Origin of the sequence: Roseixanthobacter finlandensis, assembly GCF_043195105.2 — a bacterium.
Classification (GTDB): Bacteria; Pseudomonadota; Alphaproteobacteria; order Rhizobiales; family Xanthobacteraceae; genus NCEH01.
This window is the reverse complement of sequence record NZ_CM195536.1, coordinates 2,833,809-2,853,193: the sequence shown is the minus strand read 5'-3', so window position 1 is coordinate 2,853,193 and position 19,385 is coordinate 2,833,809. Positions and strand designations below refer to the sequence as shown.

The window sequence follows — 19,385 nt, the reverse complement described above, 5'->3', positions numbered from 1 at the left end:
ACGCGATGTGAAAAAGTATATAGCGATTGCGATAATGGTGACTGCATTAGGTTCAGCCCAGGCACAAGAGGCCAGATACGGCGCGGACGGATATGCCGCTGTAGGAACTGCCTATCGCATCGTCACAGCGACGGCCATTTCCGTGAATAGCGGCACGACCATCACGGACTTCACCAGCGATACCATACCGGCGGTCTATCGCTTGGTATGTTCCCAAAAGTGCCACATCAACGCGCCTGTGGGTGTGGTCACACCCACCGTCTCGGTCAGTTCGACGCCACTCTCGGCCGAGACGCCGGAATATTTCATTTTGGACGCCAAATCCAAGCTGGCCGTCACCCGCAATGCCTCTGACGGTACGCTCAGCATCAGCAAAATGAAGAAATAGGGATTGGCAGCCTTCCGACCCCTCTGGCGCGGTTTCATCGCAAAGCTGCGGCTATTCCTGCTCTCTGCGGTTCTTATCGGCCTGTTGTTGCCCTGTGCCAACGCCATGCAGGCGGGCTTCGTCGGCAGAATGGGTCCGCTGTCAAACTCCCAGCGCGCCACCCTTAATCTCCAGCTGGTCGGCGCAAGCAGTCTCCCTTCTTTCGTATCGTTCACGCGGGCCAGCGGTCGCACTTGCATCGACGGATCGGGCGTCATGCGGGTGATCGGTAATGATGTGCCGTGCTTCGATTATAACCCAGCTACGCTGGCCCCCCGAGGTCTTCTGATCGAAGGTGCGCGCACTAATATCCTTCTCAATTCCAATATTTTATCCACCCAAACAGTTACCACGGCGGCGGTTTCCTACACGCTGTCGTTCTACGGGACGGGTTCCGTCACACTGAGCGGCACCTTCACTGGATCTCTCACCGGCTCGGGCGCCTACCCGGCGCGCTCGACGCTCACCTTCACTCCTTCGGCGGGTTCGCTGACCCTGACGGTCACCGGGAATGTGCAATTTGCCAACCTGGAAGCTGGGCCGTTTGCGAGCAGCTATATTCCCACCACGTCGATTGCCGCCACGCGTGCCGCAGACATTGCTGTGATCACGAACGTCGCTGCCATCGGCTATAATCAGAATGACGGTGGTATTGTGCTTTCCGCGACACTCGCGGGCACCGACACGGCGATGAACCAACGGTTCGTCCATATTGACGATGGCACGAACAACAATCGGATGACGATCACAAAAGGATCGGGTCCAGCCAATTTGGTCGAGAGTGTGGTTGTGGGCGGTGCGGCTTCTTCAATCGGCTCTTTTATGGCTCCAACTGTGGGGCAAGAATTAAGGATCGGCCTCACTTATGACGCGGTTGGGATTGCTGGCTCGGTAAACGGCAGCTCCGTATTATCGGGCGGAACTTCGTCGCCAAAGGGAATAACCGCTCTCCGTATTGGTTCTTCAATCGCGGGAGAGTATCTTTTCGGATGGGTGGCATATCTCCAATATTACTCCTACCGCCTTCCAAACTCTACACTGCAACAACTGACCCAATAGCCATGTGGACGAACACCATTTATCTCAAATTTCCAGACCAAGAGACCTTTGATAGTCTCTTGGCGGAATACGACTTTGAACCCTTGATGGAGATTGATCCCGTTGGCATCTTGCATCGGGAGGATGGATCTCCAACGGAGGGTTTTCATGTCAACGTCCGGGTGCTTGATGGCGATCTCCCACTGGCCTGGACGCCATATGTGATTGGAACCCCAGCCTATCCAAAGAGGGTATTTGCATGAGCCGCGAACCCTCGATTTTGGCGCAAATCTACGGCGTGGTGCTGGAGCTGAAAGCCGACCTTTCCGCTGTCAAAGAGCGGGTGGACCACCTGAAGGATCTTCCCGCGCGGGTTGCGATCCTGGAGGCGGGTCATGCCAGAGCGCTCGATCTCCCGGAACGGGTTGCCCAGCTGGAGACCAACCAAGCCAAGGTCATCGGTGGCTGGTGGGCGCTGACGAAGCTGGCCATGGCGATGACCGGCGCCTGGGGCCTTATCGCCTGGGCATTGCAGAAAATGGGCATCATCAGCCTGAACTGATGGGATTTGTATTTGGCCCGCGTTCGCTGAGAAACCTGGAAGGGGTTCATCCGGATTTGGTGCGGGTGGTGCGGCGCGCGCTCGAACTCTCACCCATCGACTTTTCCGTCACGGCGGGGCTCAGATCCCCAGACCAGCAGCGCAAATACGTCGCCTCCGGCGCCAGCAAGACCATGAGAAGCCGCCACCTGACCGGCCATGCCGTGGATCTTGGAGCGGTGACAGGGGTCAACTGGGATACGGCGCCGATCCTCGCGCTTGCCATGAAGCACGCCGCGGCCGAGCTGGGCATCCCTATCGAATGGGGCGCGGTCTGGGACCGCCACCTGAACGACCTGTCCGACGATCTCATGAAAGAGCACGTCGCTTATATCGAGCGCGCCAGGGGGAGGGGGATCGTCCGAGTTCTGGCCGATGGGCCGCATTTTCAGTTGCCGTGGAAGGAATACCCCGCTGTTGACGCGGCTTAATGGCGGTGATTCAATAAAGGCAACGAAAGGGTAAATATGTGGAATGGTTTGTAAGTCATTGGGATGAAATATTATTGGCAATTACGTCGGTCATTGCTGCGGCTTCTGCGATTGCTAATCTGACGCCCACCGATGCCGATAACAAGGTGGTGGATGCCATAAGCAAGTTTGTTGATACCCTCGCCTTGAACTTCAAGAAGTAGAATGGATTGGAAGGCCGCCTTTGCCGCCTTTGCCGCCTTGGTTGCACTCCTGAAGGAGTGGTGGCCCGCTATCCAAAATGCCTTGTTCGTGTCTCTTGGCCGCAAATTGCAACAGGGCGCAGACGCACAGAAGGCACTGGAAGATGTTGACGCTGCCTCCCGCGCGGCTTCTCGCGTTGAGCTTATGTCTGACGCTGATGTCCTGCGCGCACTCGGTGAGCGGGGCCTGCGTCGTCTACCAAGCCAACCGGCCGACCGTGAGTGACCAGGACACCAGTGAGACCCGGAGGGGAATTCTCAAACTGGATGTAGCTATGGGACAGGTATGCTCTTAGCTATTCCTGGCAGACCATGTTTCTTACCAACTGATCGTTCCTCGCGGAAAATGTCGCTCGTACTCTTAAGTCGACCAATGTAACATCAAACGACTTGATATTTTTCGCTTTAAACTGTTCCTGAAGAGAGAATATATCCTGAATTGCGTTCTTATAGGAGCCAACAAGAGTGTAAACCAAGGCATCTCGGGTCGCTTCATATTTGCATTTGAATGTATAGTCATGGTCATATGATTTAGGCGTTGATATCTTTATCGGCGCTCTATCATCTTCATCGCCAGCCAAGGAGCATTTACTTCCAGCCCCCTTGGCAATAATAAAATAATGAAAGAAGTGAATTGATGATTCTGGTTGCTGAGCGCAGCCATATCCAAAAATGAGCGACTGCTGCGTGTCGTTTATCGTAGTTTGTTGTGAAGTTGTATAAACAAATGTTCCCCATTCTGGGGATTGGCCGCTCTTCCAGCCGTCCGGCTGCGCCTGGGAATATGCCTCTCCCGAAAATCCGGCCGCTATCGAAATTATGGCCGCTGTGAACGCTTTAATCCTCATGTGCCACCCGGAAGCTGCTGCGCATCCCAGCAGTATACAGCGTCAGCGTGACATCAGAAAAGCAAAACCCCCGCGCGAGGCGGGGGCTGAGATCAGGGCGCCAGAGCGTCCTGAAGTTTCTCGTTCGGGTTCAGGCGCTCGGCCTCGGGCGTTTGGTCCTGCTCCGCGTAGAAGGCTTGCTCCCACATGAAGTCCGTCGCCTGCGAGGCATGCGAGGCCGCCCGGAAGATCGCCTGGTTGTCCTTATTAAGAACCTCCAGCCAATCCTTGATGTAGGCGGCGCTGCGGAACGTCGGCGGGATACCAAGACGGGCGCAGGTGAATGCACTTCCCAGCTCGGCAACCAGCTCCTCCGCCGCGTAGGCTTTGGAACCGAACCGACCAGACAGGTTGCGGTTGAGCCTGTCCTTGTGGCCGCTGGCATGGGTCACCTCATGGAAGAAAGTGCCCCAGTATGCCTCCTCGTCGCTGAAGGTGCCGAATTCCGGCAGCACGATCTGGTCGCGCTGCGGGAAGTAGGCGGCCTTGTTGCCCCCGTGGAAGACCTTCACCCCGCAGTTTTGCTGAAACTGCACCGCCTCATCGTGCGCGCGGTCGTCATTGACGAACTCGGTGGCCGGCAGCACGGCATATTGAGGGGGAAGGTTCTCCAGCTGTGCCTGGTTGAAGACGGCATAGCTCTTGAGGATGGTCGTGGCCTTCTTCTCGCCCGTCTGCTCGTCCTCACGCTCGATGCGCTTCACGAACACGACGGTGGTGGCCTTCTCGCCCTTCTTGATCCGGGCGCCGACCTCGTTGGCCTGCTGGAAGGTGCACCATCCATGGGTGGGATAACCCTTCTCCAGTGTCTCGCACCACAGTATAAGGGTGTTGATGCCGGAATAGGGGCGGCCGGTAAGCAGGTTGGCCGGTATAAGGTTGATGCCTTTTGATTGGCCAGACCAGGGCTTTACCCATGGGGGGACTCCTGTTTCCAGTTCCTTGATGATGCGATGGGTGACGGACGTGTAGAGTTCTGGCGTTTTCATAAAACGCGCTCCTAAAAGGTATTGGTAGATTTGGGATGTACCCAATAGGATAATTTCACATGGATTTGCTTTTGAGAATAATTCTCGCACCATTTATCCTTCTCTCGGAAGTTGGCGGAGCTATTCTCAAGGGTTTATTGGATGTTGGGGAGTATGCCCATCGGTCGTTCTGGGGGCATAAAGAGGCGCCAAAACATGGTGATGCCGCGTGGGCTGACCGCAAGGTACTAAAGGCTAATGGAAACCTGGACCCGCGCGGGTTCTATGTCGGACGTATGATCAAGCCGGACGTTCCGATCTTCGGCCACTTCGAGCGCAGCGCAATCGTGATGGCCGCTCCCGGCACAGGTAAAAGCCAGACCATTATTGCGGGGTTTCACGCATTGGAGCTTATTGATCCCGCGCAACGGCCGGTGATCATCATCAGCGACGCCGCCAATGAGATTTATAGCGCGACCGCGGCGCTATTCGTCCGCATGGGCTACATGGTCGGGAAAATCGACCTGGAAAGCCCCATGGAGGGCGGAAAGTACGATGTGCTCTCGTTCGTGCGCACCACCGACGACATCTCCACGGACGCGGACATCGAAAGCCTGTGTGAGCTGCTGGTGCCCCGCGACCACAAGGAGCGCCAGCCGCACTTCCGGGATTTTGCCCGGCAGATGCTTCACGACGCCATTCTGCTGAACGTGAAGTATGAGGGAAACAACAAGACCATCGCGCAGATCGCCGAGGAGATCATCGATGACGATCTCCGTGACGCCATGATCAAGCGCATGAAGGTCTACGGCAGCACCTTCGCGGCCATCAAAACCTTTCAGAAGCTGGGCACGAACGAAGGCCCCAGTATGCTGTCAACTTCCCTCAACCGCCTGAAGATCTGGCGGTCGGAGCGGATCAAGGAGGTGAGCACCTTCGGCCGGGATGCGGAGGGGAATGCCGCTCGCGGATGGAAGTGGGAGGACGTGTTTCTCTACGACAAGCCCACTGTGATGTTCGTACGCGCGGGCCTAGCCGGTGGAGAGACCGGTGGCGAGTTCACCCGCGTGGTGTTCGGCAATGCCGTGAACACAGTCATGCGCATGTGGGACCGGATGGGGAAGCCCATGCCTCGGCCGGTTCGCATAATAGCGGACGAAGCGAAGGACATGGGGCACTGCGGGGCCATCGTGAAGGCCCACAACGTGCTCCGGAAGGCTCACGTCACCATCATGCTCTGCTTTCTGAGCAAGAAGGATCTGGACACGACCTACGCCGACGACGCGGACACCCTATGGAACGGGTGCGATCATGTGGTTTTCGGCGGGTGCAAGGATATGGGGACGAACGAGGCCTACAGCCGGTTGATAGGCGACAGGACCATTGAAAATCAAAGCTATAACGTCAGCGACCATGGACAAAGCAAAGGGGCGAGCGAGATGGGGGTGCGGCTTATGAAGCCGGACCAGATATTCCGCATGCCAAAAGATGAAAGCCTGCTCATCTTGGGTAATACCGCTGTAAAGGCGAAAAAGGCTTATCGAATAATGAAATCTGGAGTAAGGTATGTTTGAAAGTGGTTTGTCTCTCCTTCCCACTTTCTTTTGGGGTAAAGCCCGGCATAGATGCCGGGCTTACATTTCTGGGCTTTCCCTATTCCGTTCCTGCTGGCGCTCATATTCATGGGCAGCCAGTTCATCCGCGTCGTGATCCCGGCCCATAATGCGCAGCGCTTCGACGGCCTCTCCGAGCTGAATCTCACCTTCCTCGATCATCACCATCAGCTCGGCCATAGTCATGTCGGCCATATACTCTTTTACGGTCTGTTGATTTAGCCGCAGGGCTTCCTGGGCCTCTTCATCGGTTCCGTAGGCGGTCTGAATGTACTGAACGTGCTTTTCAGCTGCCTGGAATAGCTCGTTGGCCCGCAGAGCCTCGTGCTGGCTCTGGCGGTCAAATTGCTCCAGATCCTTCTGGGAGAATTCATAGTTATAGGACGCGCCCGACAGTCGGCGCTCCGCCTCGCTTGCTTCCCTGGCGGTGCGCGACTGCCAAAGCGTCCGGCCGAACAGGGAAAGCGTGAAGCCTTTGGCCTTCCCATTCTCGCCGTGCGTAGCCTCGTAAGCCTTCTTCGCCTGGTAGTAGAGCTGCTCGGCAGCCTGTGTTCTGATGCCCTGCTCTCCAAAGGCCTCGGCGGCGCGCTGAGCTAGCACCTTGGCAGCCTCATAGCGCTGGACTGCGTGGGCCTTACGTTCAATCGCCTGCTGAATGCTCAGGGCTTCCTGGAATGCCTGCCGGGCTACCTGAACGCGCTCGGCCGCCGCCAGTTCATCGGGCTTGCGCTCATCCACGGCAACATACGCCATGTCTTCATCGCCATCGTGGGCGTCCTCTGGTTCGGGGGCAACGCTATCAGGTTCCTGGGCGCTATCCATCTCCGCTGTCGGTGCGTCCGGGGGCATCTGTTCGGCATTGTCATTGTCAGGTTCGACGCCGCGGTGCTCTCCAGCGGCCGCAAGCCCGCGCTCAAGGTTGCTGCGTCGATCAACCTCCAGGCCGTAACCAAACTCTTCAAAAACGGTGTTGCAGTCCTTTTCCCACGTTTTGCGCAGCCACTCGGTAGCGTTCGGCTCAAGACCGGCTTTAAGGCGGTTCTGACGGTTGGCACCCATGAGGGCAACCGGCTGACCTGTCTCAACATCCCGGTCCAATAAAATGACGTGCGCGTGGGGATTATGAGCGTGGTCGGAATGATAGAACGCAATGGCCCGCGTTCGGCCGTCAAAGGTGATGGAGCGCAAGAAGCGCTGCACAGCCTGGTGCCGGTGGGCCTCACTCAACTCGACAGGAAGCGACAGCAGGATCTTGTCGGCCAAACGCGCATTCTTCCGCGTCACGGACTGTTCATGGTCGGCAATAAGCCGCTGAATTGCATGGCGGTTCGTATGGCCGTTAATATGGATGACGCGCGTGCATTTGTTGGTATTGGCGGCATAGTTGGCATGTGCGGATAGATAACCGTCGCCCTTAGAGGCGCGGTTCACCGCTGAATGTTCCAACCGGAAGTAAGCTGCTTTCGCCATGTATCTATAATACAACTAGCGCGCGCAGCACCTTCGGACAATTCAGAATGAATTGTCTAACTGCGCTCTCTCTACATGGCAGCTTCAGCTAACTGGTGCTTTCGTGCAACTTACAATACCATCGTGTAGCGGTGCATATCGGTGCATGGGAGGGCGGGGATTGCAACCGGGTCTTTTCGTTGAAAGCGCCTCGGCTATACTGCGGGTGTGCAAAATGCCTCACGGCGAATATTCGGCGGACGATATGAATATGGTGGTGTCGTTCTTTCCCGAAGCCGAGGAGGTGCTAAGGATCTGGAACATGCCTTTGGACGAGGTTCCAATAATATTTAGCGAAGTGTCGTTTGAGGCTGCCGGGCGTCTAATGATAAATCAGCTACGCAAAGGTGAGCCGTTTTGGCCGATGTTTCATTTACCAGTCGCCCTGCTTGATGGGTGGAGCGAGAGCATTCCTTACAAAACCCTGCAAGCGTTCATGATAAGCAACGACCTGGATATAGCGCTCTCGATAGGCCCGGAGCGTTATATGATTCGAAGCGAAGACGTACATTTAGCAAGTCTCCGCCTGCGATTCACACGAGGTTATAATTGGTGTGGTTAGCGCGCAATTCTGAAGATGCTCATTAAAGTCCGCAGAATGAGAATGGGGAGGGCTACCTTGGCCGCTTGCTTCATACCTCTGGCAGCGCCTCTCATCGGTGAAGGAGGTGCGACATATTCGGAAGGCGCGCTTCCGTTCCGAGTAATATGGACCATCAACTCATCGTATTTACCGGAGTTAAGTTGCTGCACTGCCTTATTGTATCGGGTCACATAAACATGCTGCAAGACTTTATTTATCGCTTCCCTGTCCCCGTTTTTCGCTCTTGTGAGAATATCAATAAGGGGTGAGTCTGGTGACGTTTTCTGAAGAAGGTGAACCTCATTCATCGCTTTTAAAGCTAATTCATCGCGCTGATAAGAGGCGTAAATCTGCGCAGCTTGTTCGGGCCTCATGAATAATCCCCCAAAAAGGCCAGCTACTCTCCTGGCTGGCGTAGCAATCCTACTCTACGCGGCGAACTGGTTGGCCGTCCAGTGGGGATGGTCGCCATTTTTGTATTGCGTAGGCAGGCGGGTGATAGCGCCGGTTTATGAGCCGTGGTCCTTTCTCATCCATATCGCAACATTGGTATGGTTCGTTATTCAGCTTGCGAAAAAGGATTATTGGGGCTCGGTGTTTGCAGGCTTATTGGTGGTTTTAGCCTTCGGCCTGCCGCAATTCGCTACTACCGTGTTTAAACTGGGTGGCTCCTGTGGATGAAGAGCATCAGAAAATGCGCGAGGGTATCGCTCTCGAATACGGCATTGCGCTTTTCCGCCAGTACGGCGAAGAGCAGGCCGCGCATTTCCTGAATGTGGACGTGAGCACCCTTAAGCGTTGGCGCCGAAAGGGGATTACGCCGCACATCCGCATGGGTGAGCGCGGCGTGAGATACCTGGGCCAGCACATTGTGGATCTTCTGTTGAAGGGGACCGGCGCATGGGACGATACGACAAGCGACAGTTCCAGCTCGGAGAATGGTTCCTCGGACAGCGCGGAGAAAGCCCGGCCTGGTATCGCTGCCGGTACAATGCCGAGACCAAGCGGACAGAGCGCTTCAGCCTTGGCACAACAGACCTTCAGGAAGCCGAAAAAGGGCTGACTGAGTGGTTCATCGCCAATGTGCGCCCGCAGAAGGCCGAGCCCGCATCTCTGCCGCTTGCGGACGTGCTGCTCGCCCATTGGGAGCGGCACGCCAAAAAGCAGCGTAGCGCGCCCACCCAGAAGATGTCGCTCGCCTATTGGAATGAGCACTTCGGAGCCGCCTCAGTGGCGGAGGCCACCAGCCGCGCCGCCCGTGACTGGTTCGTGGCCTTCCTGGAAGGGAAGGGGATGAAGCCGTCTACCGTCGCCCGCGTCATCAGCGTCGGTAAGGCTGCGCTCCGGGCGGCCTGGGAGTACGGCGAGATTGCCAGCCTCCCACCCTTCAAAAACGTGGATGAAGGGGACAAGCAGCCGCGCGGTCGCCCGCTGTCGGTCGATGAAATCAGGAAGCTGCTGAAGCACGCCTCCGGCTACATGCACACCTATATAATGCTGCTGGCGGGCACGGGCGCCAGGCCGGAGGCTCTATTGCAGCTGACGTGGGAGAGGATCGATCTGGAAACGGGCATCATCACGCTGAACCCGCCCGGACGCGCTCAGACCAAGAAGCGTCGCCCCACCATCCGCATCTGTGAGGCCCTCAGGCTTTTTTTGGTCCAGCTGAAGGCCGAGGCCAAGCCAGAAGACGGTGACGCCCTTGTAAGCCCGAATGGTGCGGTCCTGGCCAGCGTGAAGACCGCTTGGCGGACGCTGCGTGCCAATGCGGGGTTCGGACAGGACGTACAGCCCACATCCTTCCGGCATACCGTCGCCCGGTGGATGCGGGCCAACAGCGTGCCGCCCTGGGAGGTCGCTGCCTTCCTCGGCCATCGCATGCCCGGTTACAACATCACAGAGGTTTACGCCCACGCCGACCCGGCCTATATGGCTGCCAGTCGTGAGGCATTGCAGAAACTGGTTCGCGCCATTTACGCGCCAGCGCGAAAAAGGCGAGAACCGGAAAAGCAAGCGGCCTGAATGGTTCGGGCGGTTAGCTCAGTTGGTAGAGCATCTCGTTTACACCGAGAGGGTCGGCGGTTCGAGCCCGTCACCGCCCACCATCCCTCCAGATCATTGATGATAAACGGAAAAATCGGTTCTAGTCGCGCGGAGCGTACACCCGAATGATCACATTGGGGCGTTTCGATGCACCTTTGGCTAAGAGGTTCCACCTTCTGGTTTTCCCTCCGCATCCCCCGTCGCCGCGTTGCGGCCTATGGGGCAACTCCCGTACGAATACGACGCGGGCCGTTACCAGCGATCGAGGTCCGTCGCCGGGCGTGCCTGCTGGCTGCGCATACTGACGTTGGTATGGAGTTGGGGATGGAGCGAGATACCCTCATGTGAAGTCTCGCGACCATTTCGGCGCAGGTGTTGGGGCTCCGCCAGGGTGCAGATCCGGCTCTGGAAACGGGGGGCACGTCAGCCCCCCGCGGCCTCTTTCGCGCAAGCGAAAAGGGCCTGAGGGGGCAGGGATGCCCAGCACGGTCTCAAAGGGTTCTCAGAACTTCCAGCTGAGATACCCTTTGATAGCGTTTGACGTGTCGCCGTCGCCGAACTGTCCGTTCCAGGCGGCGCCGATCGCCGCATTGGGGGCGATCGCGAGGTCTGCGCCCAGTTCCGCCACGAGGGCATTGCGCGCGATGGGCGTGCCGGCCAGGGAAAAGGGCGTGCCGCCGGATTGAAAGGCCAGCGTCGCCATCGGCACCACATCGCCCAAGGCGTGCTGCCAACCCAGGCTGCCACGGGCCGTCAATACGCTGTTCACGGCGAACGCGCCCCGTGCCCCCAGCGTTGCGAAGGTGGTGTCGATCGCGGCATCGCCGCTTACGGCGGCAAAGCCGGTTTCCTTGACGGTGCTGTCAACGTGGACATAAGCGAGGTTGGCAAACGGCTCGATCGAAGCGCTGCCGAAGGCGAAGGTGTAGCCGACATCGCCGAACACTTGCGTCGTCGTCGCGTCGTATGCGCCACGCTGGGCCCCCGCCAGAGCGACGGCCGTGACCTGCCGCGACGTCTCGATGTTGCCCCACCCGAAGCTGGCGCCACCGCGCATGCCCCAGGCGCCGAACTGCCCGCCGCCATAAAGCGTCACGCTATAGTTGTCGCTTGAGCCGGAAACGGGCTGGTTCGGTGTGCTGAAGTTCGATTCGCTGTAGCCGGCGGCTAGGCCGACGCGCCAGAGGCCGTTGAAGGTGACATCGACGCCGGAGACGACGCCGCCGACTGAATGATCGATCGCCGCCGCATTGCTGTCCCCGTTGAGCTTGCCCCAGCTTCCCACACCCTGTGCCCAGACCGCATAGACTTCGGGCGGCGGCAGCATGGCGGCCGGCGGCGCCTTTTGGAACGGCCCTCTGGCCGCCGCGGCCCGGGCGTTGGGCGTCTCTGGCACATAGGTGAGCGCCGTGCTCGCCGGCGCCAGGGGGGTGGCGGGGCCGAAGTCCTGACGCATGCGGTCGACCACCGCGTCGCGCAGGTAAATCGACTGCTCGGACAGGACCCCGACCGCGGAGGCATGAAATGATGCGGTGCTCAGGCTTGTGAACGCTGCGCGCGCCTGCGCCTCGCTCGCCCCCACGATCTGCTGCCAGAGCGGGCTGGTCGGGGAGGCCGTGTCCAACGCATTGGCCACCGCGCGCTCATTCGACGTTGAGGCCAGGCTGGCGAACCGTTCGGAGCTGCGCGAGGTGGTCAGATAGCCGTTGTGCGCGTCGGCGCCGAGCGTGAAGTCGAGGAAGGGAAAGTCGGCGATGGCGACCTGCGGTGCAGTCACCGTCAGGCCACCGCCGGTGGTGATCAGGGTGTAGGTGGTGCCCGGAAGCACCGGCAGCGAGGCCGTGTCGGTGTCATGGGCAATCTCGAAGACCGAGCTGCTGATATTGGCCGTGCCCGTCACCTCGATACGGTCGCTGGCGACGCCATTGATCTCGACATAGTAGATCGAGCCTGGGTTCATGGTCAGGTTGCCGTTGATATGCATCGTCCCGATGGAATTGCCGGGCGAGAGCGTGCCGCCGTTATTGACGACATTGCCGAAGTTGCCGCTGCCCGACAGCGTGCCGCCCTTGTTCAGGTTGACGACCGAGGAACGCGCGATCGAGCCGTTTACATTCAGATTGCCGGCGTTGATGGTCGTTGCCCCGGTGTAGGTCTGTGTTCCCGAGAGCGTCAGCTTGCCCGTGCCTTCCTTGATCAACATGCCCCCGGTGCCGCCGGCGTCGCCGCCGTCCTTGATAACGCCGGAGAAGACGGTGTTGGCATTGTTGCCCCCGACGGTCAGGGATTTGCTGCCCAGCGCGACGGTGCCCTCGCCGGCCAGCGCGCCGAGGGGCGTGCCGCCGGCCGTCAGGCCGGAGATGTCGACGACGCTTCCGGCGGTCCAATTGGTGATCGTGGCACTGGCGCCACTGGCGAAATTCAGGAAGGTGATCCGCCCGGCATTGTCCAGCTTCGCATTGGCGGCTGATCCGTTATCGATGAAGCGGATTTGGGCGGTGCTGGCATTCACGAGCGAGGCATTGCCGGCACCCGAAAAGTTGCTGAAGGTTATTTTGCCGACATTGTCGATGTCCCCTTCGCCCAAGGAGGCATATTCGCCGAGCGTGACGCTGCCCTCGTTTTCGATCCTGCCAGCCCTCATGGACACATAGTCGTGGAGGGCCAGCACACCATTGTTGATGATATATGCGGATGCGAGCGACGACCGGTCCTTGAAAGTCAGGGTGCCGTCATTGGTGATACGGGCGGAGCCCGCCGTGGCGTTTCCCGAGAATTCAATCTTTCCACTTCGGTTGTTAATTGTAGCCGTGGCTGCCGTCGTGTTGGCGCCCAACGCGATGGTCCCGAAGTTGTCGATTGCAATCTCATACAGACTTACGCCGACATTCAGCAGGCCGGTGTTGCTGATTTTGAACGGTCCGCGCAAAATCCAAGTATTGAATGTTCCATCATTGTTGATGGTCATCATGCTTGAATTATTAAATATTTGATAAATGTTAGATAGCGTTCCTCCATTATTTATTGTTATTTGATAGGGTGCATAAAAGTGTAGTTCCGGATATCCTGGCAATTTATATTGATTTGATAGATAAATATTTTGTGAAATACTTCCATAGTATGCTTTAGCTGTAACGACATTGTCGGAGCTATTGTAGTTCGCAAAATTATTCATATCATCGGCATTTGATGCCGGTGGAGCCCAGTAATAAAATGCCCATGCTTCCTTGCTGGGCAGCAGCGCGATCGTGATCGTCAGCGCGGTCGCGGCCAAGCGTGGCAGCGTGCGTCGCAGACGTGACCCTGTCTTTTGAAGGGCGCACAGCTTCAAGATCTCCCGCTCCTCCATCGACAGCGGCTGCCCGTTCGTGGCCGTCGAGCTCAGCAAGGCTGCAACACGCGCGCTTTGCCCGCTTTTGCCGCTTGCGCGCGGGTTGGAGCGGTTTGAAGGTGACGCCATGCCGAATTCCCCACCGGTAAGATTCATCGAAGGGGCCGTCTAGCAGGCGATTGTTTGCACAGTGTTTGAGCGGCTCAACGTGCTGTATGAGATGCGGCCCACTCGCGTGACATGGCCCCATGGCGACAATCCAGCGCTTCAACGTCGGGCCGGAACGAACGTCGGGCTGGATCGATGCGCGTGGCTACGTCAGTTCACGCGCGTCGCGATGACGCGCTCGGGCCGAGTATCTTTCCTGCGTACCTCCAGCGGCCCCACTTATGGCGGCGGCGGCCTCCAGGAGCCAAATTGGCTCGACCCGCATTTGACCCTCGGGCATTATCCGGGCGGCATTGGTGCGTGCCGGGCCGGCCTGGGGACAAGCTTGAATGGAACGCGGGGGATCGAGCGCAGGCGGATTCGTGTTTGGCGATGTGGTACTGGATGACACCTGCTTGTTTGCCCATCGCAGCGGTGAGCAGATTCGCTTCACCCGGAGCGAGCGCGCGCTTCTCCTGGTGTTGTCTCGCAACCCGCACCGCCTGATGCCGCGCAGTCAACTGCTCGACGCGATCGCGCCGACCCAGGCCGATGCATCCGACCGCAACGTCGATTTTCTCGTCAACCGCCTGCGCGCAAAGCTGGGAGATAGCGCGAGGTCGCCCCGATATATCGCCACGCAGTATGGCGAGGGCTATGTGTGGATCGCAACAAAGCTGCCGGCTGTGGCCGTCAGGCCCGATCCGGCGCCGGCGAACATGCTCCTGGCAATCGCCCCTGTGGTCCCGCTTCATGACAAGCGCCTGACAGAACGGGCGGGGGCCATTACCGGACTGATGCGCGACATGATCGCGGGCAGGGTCAGCGAAGGTCAAGCCGTCATCATCGTGGGGCGCGACGAGGGGGCGGTGCCGCAGGGCGCGCGCTATGCCCTGAAGGTGAGCTTCCAGGACAGCGGCGCCCGCCTGGATTGCACGGCGATCCTGCGGGAAGCGCCGTCAGGGCGCATCATCAGGGCCTTTCGGCTGGAGTTCGGCGGCGCCAGCCTCGCCATGCTCACCCCAGAGGTGGAACGCGCCACGGACGGCATCATCGAGGCGTTGCAGCGGACCCTGGCCGACGCCTCGGAAGGGCTCGGCACGCCCGCCGATCAGCCGCTGGAAATCCGTCTGCGCAAGGCAACGACCCTGTTGTCGGCCTCCAACCCGAAATGGCTGGAGAAGGGGCTGCAACTGCGTGACGCGCGGGCGCAGAACCCGGCCAGCGCGGACATCGCGCTGCAATGGTGCCTGCATCTGTTCGCGCGCCTTGTCCTTGCCAATCCCTTCACCGGCATCTCTCGCCGCGAGCGCGACGAGATCGAGAGCGAGATCGAGGCGACCGTGCTGGATTGCCTGCCGCTCATCGAGACCAATGCGCTGCTGCTGCTGGCGGCCGCCAAGCTGCTCTATTTCGTCGATCGCGGCCATCTTGAGCTGGCCGAGGATCTGGCGGACCGGGCCTTCGCCCGCACGGCGGAATTTGCCGCCGCCCTGCCGGTGCTCGGGCAATTGCGGCAGGCGCGCGGCGATTTTACCGCCGCGCTGGCATTCTTCGACCGCGGGATCGAGATGGCGGACCCCGATTCCGAATTTGAACTGCACATGCGTGTCCTGAAGTGCATTGCATTGCTGGCAGCGGGCGACCGCGAGGCGCTCAAGGCCGCTGCGGCCTTTTCCTACTGGAGCCCGCATTCCCCGCCCGATCTCAGCGCGATGATCGCCGTGCTGGTCACGCCTCCCGGCCAGCGGCTGCCACAGGCGGTCATCGACGTGCTGCGAGCGGCCGGTCCGGAAGGGGCACGCAACGCGCTCGCGTTCACCTACATGACCTCGGTGCGCCACCTGACCTCGCTGCAAGCCCGCGCCAACATCATGGAGGGGCTCGTCGCCCATGTGACCGGGATGCACGGCACGGGCGTGATTCCGCCTTTCGTCCTCATGGGGACAGGCCTGATCGCCGCGAGCTGAGCGCGCGGCATCGGCGCTTTTTCGTGCGCCTCCCGAGGGGGCTGCGCAATTATGCCGTTTTCAAATATTGCTCAAACAATTGCCTGCTATCGACATCTTGGTGGTCCGGAAGCTCTCGTCGCCGCTCGGGTTGCCCGGCCTGTAGCCGCATCAGTCTATCAGCCCGTCTCCGGACGGGTGAGAGACTTTGATGCTCGCGATTCGTAGTAGTTGCGACCATCATTTCTACATCTCTGACCTGCGGTAATCATTCGCTTCGCCACGCTGATCCTCCGTGTGCTGTCTCCGTGTGACGGGCTGGCGGGCGGCGGCTGCACGACGTCCGCTGAACGCGGACGACCTGAGGCCCCCGCGACGGTGGAGCTGAACACGCTCGGCGATTATGGGTGCCGATGAAGACCCATGGGAATGGGGGGAGACTATGCGTGGTTCGATGTTTGCAAGAGCCGCGGCGCTGGTCGTCGGCGCCGGTGCGGCGCTGGCGAATGCGCCCGTCCGCGCAGGTGCTGGAACAGGTCATGTCCGAACAGTCGGCCGTGATCCAGCGCTTCTCGGAACCACGCGCGCCTGGAACAATCGCTATTGCCGTCCCGGACATGCAGCGCCGGATTCCGCCTGAAAATACCAAGGCGAAACCGCGGGCTGGCGGCCTCGCTGCGCTATCTCGCCGAGTTCGAGGGCGGTTCCGCAACCGTGCTCGCCTCTGTGGCGCAAGGTCTTGATGACCTGGGCGCGCGCGCCGATCGCTGGGCGTTTCCCTCGCGATCTGGCGTGCCCGACGACTATCGCTTCGTCCGTCTCGACCTCGACGTCCGCGAGGAGGTCTTGCCGGAGCTGAACGCACGCTTGCGCATGGCCGCGCAATATGCGTTCGATCCTTTGCCTTCGGTGGTGCGGCCGAACGTAGGGGGCGACCCGTTCGGGCGCGCCTTCGACAATTCCATGGCGGTGGGAGACAGTGGCGTTGCCGCCACGTTCGAGCTCAGCCGGGCACTCCCCTGGTCCGCTCCGGGGATCTCGGGCCTCCAGGCCTTCGTGTTCGTCGATTATGCGGCACTCTGGAGCCAGGAGGTCGGCGTGGACTATGCGGACGCCAGGCTCGGTGCCGCCAGCGCCGGCCTGCGCGCGAAGCTGGGCGATGCGCTCAATGCGCAGCTACTCATCGCCATTCCCTGGGAAGACTCCGCGGCATTTTCCACGACGGGCAGCGTGTGTTCGTCCAGATGGCAAGGGTCTTTTGACGCAAATGCATTCCGGGATGCCGGCGTGACCACGTGCCGGAGTCTCACCGACCTGCCCCCTGACGTGGCCGCCCCGTTTGCAGGCGATCACATAGCTGGAGACCGATGTCATGGCCAAGCTCACCTCGTTTGTTGGCCGGGGAGCACTGAAGCTCGCCGCCGCCATTTTGCTGAGCTCCGCAGTGTTGCCGCTGCAGGCGCAGACCGTCCCCCTGACGCTTGGGGCAATCCCGCCGGAAGACGTCATCCCGCTCGCCCAGGGCGGGACGGAGAGGGCGCTGGCGGATCTGCCGGCGGCGATTGAGAGCGTCCTGAAGCGCAGCGGCCTCCCGGGCGCGGCTGTCGCCGTGGTGCACGGCGGCAAGACGGTATTCGCGCAAGGCTTCGGTGTTCGTGAACTGGGCAAGCCGGCCTTGATCGACACGGCCACCGTGTTCCAGCTGGCCTCGGTGTCCAAGCCGATCGCCGCCACCGTCGTTGCCATGCAGGTGACGGCCGGTGTGGTGAAATGGGACGACAAGGTGGCGCAGCTCATGCCGGGCTTCGCGCTGAAGGATCCCTATGTCACCGCCAATGCGACCGTGGGCGACTTCTTCTCGCATCGCACCGGCCTGCCGCACGCGGGCGGCGACATGCTCGAAGACCTCGGCTTCGACCGCACCGCGATCCTGGAGCGGCTCCGCCTGCTGCCGCTGGCGCCGTTCCGTATCTCCTATGCTTATTCCAACTTCGGCCTCACCACCGGCGCCGAGGCAGTGGCGCGGGCCTCTGGCCAATCGTGGGAGGACCTCTGCCAGAAGGTGCTCTACGGGCCGCTGGGCATGACATCCACCAGCTCGCGTTATCAAGACCTGCTCAAGCACGAGAACCGGGCGGTGCTGCACTCGCTGGAGGACGGACATTTTACGCCACGCTTCCAGCGCGACCCCGACCCGCAGTCGCCGGCCGGTGGTGTCTCGTCGAGCGTGACCGACATCGCCGAATGGATGAAGCTGGTGCTCGCCAACGGCCGCTACAACGGGAAGGAACTGATCACGCCTGCCGCTCTGCTGCCGGCCCTGCGGGCGCAGGCCTTCAGTGCGCCTGCCCCCACCGTCGGCGCGCGATCCAGCTTCTACGGCTTCGGCTTCAATGTTGGGGTGGATGCGGATGGGCGGCCGGACCTGTCCCATTCCGGCGCCTTCGGGACCGGCGCGGGCACGCAGGTGCGCTTCTTGCCGTCCGCCGACATCGCCATCGTGGTGCTGACCAACGGCGCGCCCGTGGGGGCAGCGGAGGCGATCACCAGTCAGTTCATGGACACGGTCCTCTACGGCGCGCCCACCCGTGACTGGTATGCGCTGTTCCATCCGCTGCTGCTGGCCTTCAATGACCCTTCCGGCGATCTGGCGGGCAAGACCGCGCCGGCGAAGCCGGCCGCAGCCCGCCCGGTGGCCGATTATGTGGGCATCTATGAGAATGCCTATTATGGCCCGGCGCGGATCACGCAAGGCCAGAGCGGCCTGGTGCTGGCGCTCGGCCCGGGTACGCTGTCCTTGCCGCTGACCCACTGGGACGGCGACACGTTCGCAGTCGCCCCGCGCGGCGAGAACATGCCCTATGGCTCGCTGTCATCCGTGCGCTTCGTGATGAAGGCCGGCAAGGCGGCCGAACTCAAGATCGAATATCTCGACGCCGAGGGTCTCGCCACATGGACGCGGTGAGCGGGAGGCTAGTCGCGCCCCTCGGCCCCACCGCGCGCAGCGGCGTGCCGGCGAGACCGTCCGCCTCGATGGTCTCCAGCGAACGGCCGCGCGTCTCCGGCACGAAGACGAAGCAGATGGCCAGCGCCAGCAGGCACACCAGCATGAACAGGGCGATGACGCCGGCGAGGCCGATCCATTCCACCATGGAGAGAAAGACGTACGTCACCAGCTTGTTGAACAGCCAGCTGGCGGCGGATGCCGATGCGACGCCGATTTCGTGGAGGCTGATCAAGCTGCGACCGCGGCCCCGCGGAGAACGATTCTTCCGTGTTCAAGGGCCGGGGGGTATGCGCCGCCGGGGAATCTCCCATGGGTCGCAGGCCACATTTGACACCGGTCCTGACCGACGGATTTGTGGCCGGTACGTCCCGCCGTCCCACGGCGCAATGGCGCGTATCCCCACCGGATGCACGCTCCCTTGATCTGGATCGCTCCAGCGCGGGCTGCCGTAATGGCGTCGCCATGTGCGCAACTCGAATGTCAGCGCCTGAGCGCTCTGGTCGCCGTGGCATCGAGGCCCATTCACCGACCCTACGATCCCGTGTGTCGGCCGCAGACGTCGCGCACAAGGATTCCAAAGGTTATGCGCCACCGCTTCTCCCGGCTTCT

General features: G+C 60.3%; 18 protein-coding genes, 1 tRNA gene and 1 pseudogene. 13 read left to right on the top strand and 7 right to left on the bottom strand.

Annotated elements, in window-relative coordinates; all coding sequences use genetic code 11:
- Positions 1 to 7 precede the first annotated feature (7 nt).
- The 6 genes from V5G24_RS13545 to V5G24_RS13520 all read left to right on the top strand — a co-directional run bounded on the left by V5G24_RS13545 (position 8) and on the right by V5G24_RS13520 (position 2,965).
- Entirely contained in the window at positions 8 to 388 is a 381-nt protein-coding gene (locus V5G24_RS13545) for a hypothetical protein (protein ID WP_394085749.1), read from the top strand.
- A gap of 3 nt (positions 389 to 391) precedes the next feature.
- Positions 392 to 1,486, top strand: a complete 1,095-nt coding sequence (locus V5G24_RS13540) for a hypothetical protein (RefSeq protein ID WP_394085750.1) — start codon at positions 392 to 394, stop codon at positions 1,484 to 1,486.
- 238 nt (positions 1,487 to 1,724) lie between these two features.
- Complete coding sequence (locus tag V5G24_RS13535; protein ID WP_394085751.1) at positions 1,725 to 2,027, top strand: hypothetical protein; 303 nt, start codon at positions 1,725 to 1,727, stop codon at positions 2,025 to 2,027.
- Positions 2,027 to 2,497 (top strand): M15 family metallopeptidase, encoded by a 471-nt coding sequence (locus V5G24_RS13530; RefSeq protein ID WP_394085752.1) that lies wholly within the window; start codon positions 2,027 to 2,029, stop codon positions 2,495 to 2,497. The genes V5G24_RS13535 and V5G24_RS13530 overlap by 1 nt, the downstream gene beginning before the upstream one ends.
- A 38-nt stretch (positions 2,498 to 2,535) precedes the next feature.
- Positions 2,536 to 2,700, top strand: a complete 165-nt coding sequence (locus V5G24_RS13525) for a hypothetical protein (RefSeq protein WP_394085753.1) — start codon at positions 2,536 to 2,538, stop codon at positions 2,698 to 2,700.
- A 1-nt stretch (position 2,701) separates the two neighbouring features.
- Complete coding sequence (locus V5G24_RS13520) at positions 2,702 to 2,965, top strand: hypothetical protein (protein WP_394085754.1); 264 nt, start codon at positions 2,702 to 2,704, stop codon at positions 2,963 to 2,965.
- A gap of 70 nt (positions 2,966 to 3,035) precedes the next feature.
- Here V5G24_RS13520 and V5G24_RS13515 read toward each other — a convergent pair whose 3' ends face one another.
- Together V5G24_RS13515 and V5G24_RS13510 are read right to left on the bottom strand one after the other, a co-directional pair.
- Positions 3,036 to 3,587 (bottom strand): hypothetical protein, encoded by a 552-nt coding sequence (locus V5G24_RS13515; RefSeq protein ID WP_394085756.1) that lies wholly within the window; start codon positions 3,585 to 3,587, stop codon positions 3,036 to 3,038.
- 92 nt (positions 3,588 to 3,679) lie between these two features.
- A complete protein-coding gene (locus tag V5G24_RS13510; protein ID WP_394085757.1) occupies positions 3,680 to 4,615 on the bottom strand; it encodes an ArdC family protein in 936 nt (311 codons plus the stop codon).
- 59 nt (positions 4,616 to 4,674) lie between these two features.
- On the opposite strand from V5G24_RS13510, the gene V5G24_RS13505 reads away from it, so the two are divergent.
- Entirely contained in the window at positions 4,675 to 6,168 is a 1,494-nt protein-coding gene (locus V5G24_RS13505) for a type IV secretory system conjugative DNA transfer family protein (RefSeq protein ID WP_394085758.1), read from the top strand.
- Between the two features lie 60 nt (positions 6,169 to 6,228).
- On the opposite strand, the gene V5G24_RS13500 is transcribed toward V5G24_RS13505, so the two are convergent.
- Complete coding sequence (locus tag V5G24_RS13500) at positions 6,229 to 7,677, bottom strand: MobA/MobL family protein (RefSeq protein WP_394085759.1); 1,449 nt, start codon at positions 7,675 to 7,677, stop codon at positions 6,229 to 6,231.
- Positions 7,678 to 7,837: 160 nt separating this feature from the next.
- Here V5G24_RS13500 and V5G24_RS13495 point away from each other — a divergent pair, with 160 nt between their 5' ends.
- Entirely contained in the window at positions 7,838 to 8,278 is a 441-nt protein-coding gene (locus tag V5G24_RS13495) for a hypothetical protein (protein ID WP_394085760.1), read from the top strand.
- Here V5G24_RS13495 and V5G24_RS13490 read toward each other — a convergent pair.
- The gene (locus V5G24_RS13490) at positions 8,275 to 8,673 is read right to left on the bottom strand and encodes a hypothetical protein (RefSeq protein WP_394085761.1); all 399 of its coding nucleotides are present in this window, start codon (positions 8,671 to 8,673) and stop codon (positions 8,275 to 8,277) included. The genes V5G24_RS13495 and V5G24_RS13490 overlap by 4 nt on opposite strands.
- Before the next feature lie 281 nt (positions 8,674 to 8,954).
- Positions 8,955 to 9,167, bottom strand: a complete 213-nt coding sequence (locus V5G24_RS13485; RefSeq protein ID WP_394085762.1) for a hypothetical protein — start codon at positions 9,165 to 9,167, stop codon at positions 8,955 to 8,957.
- A gap of 32 nt (positions 9,168 to 9,199) precedes the next feature.
- On the opposite strand from V5G24_RS13485, the gene V5G24_RS13480 reads away from it, so the two are divergent.
- Positions 9,200 to 10,321 (top strand): tyrosine-type recombinase/integrase, encoded by a 1,122-nt coding sequence (locus V5G24_RS13480; RefSeq protein WP_394085763.1) that lies wholly within the window; start codon positions 9,200 to 9,202, stop codon positions 10,319 to 10,321.
- Positions 10,322 to 10,328: 7 nt separating this feature from the next.
- Positions 10,329 to 10,404, top strand: a tRNA-Val gene (locus tag V5G24_RS13475).
- Between the two features lie 440 nt (positions 10,405 to 10,844).
- Here the strand turns inward: V5G24_RS13475 and V5G24_RS13470 are convergent.
- Entirely contained in the window at positions 10,845 to 13,829 is a 2,985-nt protein-coding gene (locus V5G24_RS13470) for an autotransporter family protein (protein WP_394085764.1), read from the bottom strand.
- A gap of 341 nt (positions 13,830 to 14,170) precedes the next feature.
- On the opposite strand from V5G24_RS13470, the gene V5G24_RS13465 reads away from it, so the two are divergent.
- From V5G24_RS13465 to V5G24_RS13455, 3 genes and pseudogenes are all read left to right on the top strand, one after another.
- Positions 14,171 to 15,790 carry a winged helix-turn-helix domain-containing protein gene (locus tag V5G24_RS13465; RefSeq protein ID WP_394085765.1) on the top strand — a complete coding sequence of 540 codons (1,620 nt, stop codon included), beginning with the start codon at positions 14,171 to 14,173 and terminating at the stop codon, positions 15,788 to 15,790.
- Positions 15,791 to 16,372: 582 nt separating this feature from the next.
- Positions 16,373 to 16,855 (top strand): annotated as a pseudogene (locus tag V5G24_RS13460) (ShlB/FhaC/HecB family hemolysin secretion/activation protein); the annotation flags it as partial.
- Positions 16,856 to 17,141: 286 nt separating this feature from the next.
- Positions 17,142 to 18,734 carry a serine hydrolase gene (locus V5G24_RS13455; protein ID WP_394085766.1) on the top strand — a complete coding sequence of 531 codons (1,593 nt, stop codon included), beginning with the start codon at positions 17,142 to 17,144 and terminating at the stop codon, positions 18,732 to 18,734.
- Here the strand turns inward: V5G24_RS13455 and V5G24_RS13450 are convergent.
- Positions 18,685 to 19,008: an MFS transporter gene (locus V5G24_RS13450; protein ID WP_394085767.1), complete on the bottom strand. Its 324-nt coding sequence runs from the start codon at positions 19,006 to 19,008 to the stop codon at positions 18,685 to 18,687. The two genes, V5G24_RS13455 and V5G24_RS13450, sit on opposite strands and share 50 nt — an antisense overlap.
- Positions 19,009 to 19,385: the final 377 nt, after the last annotated feature.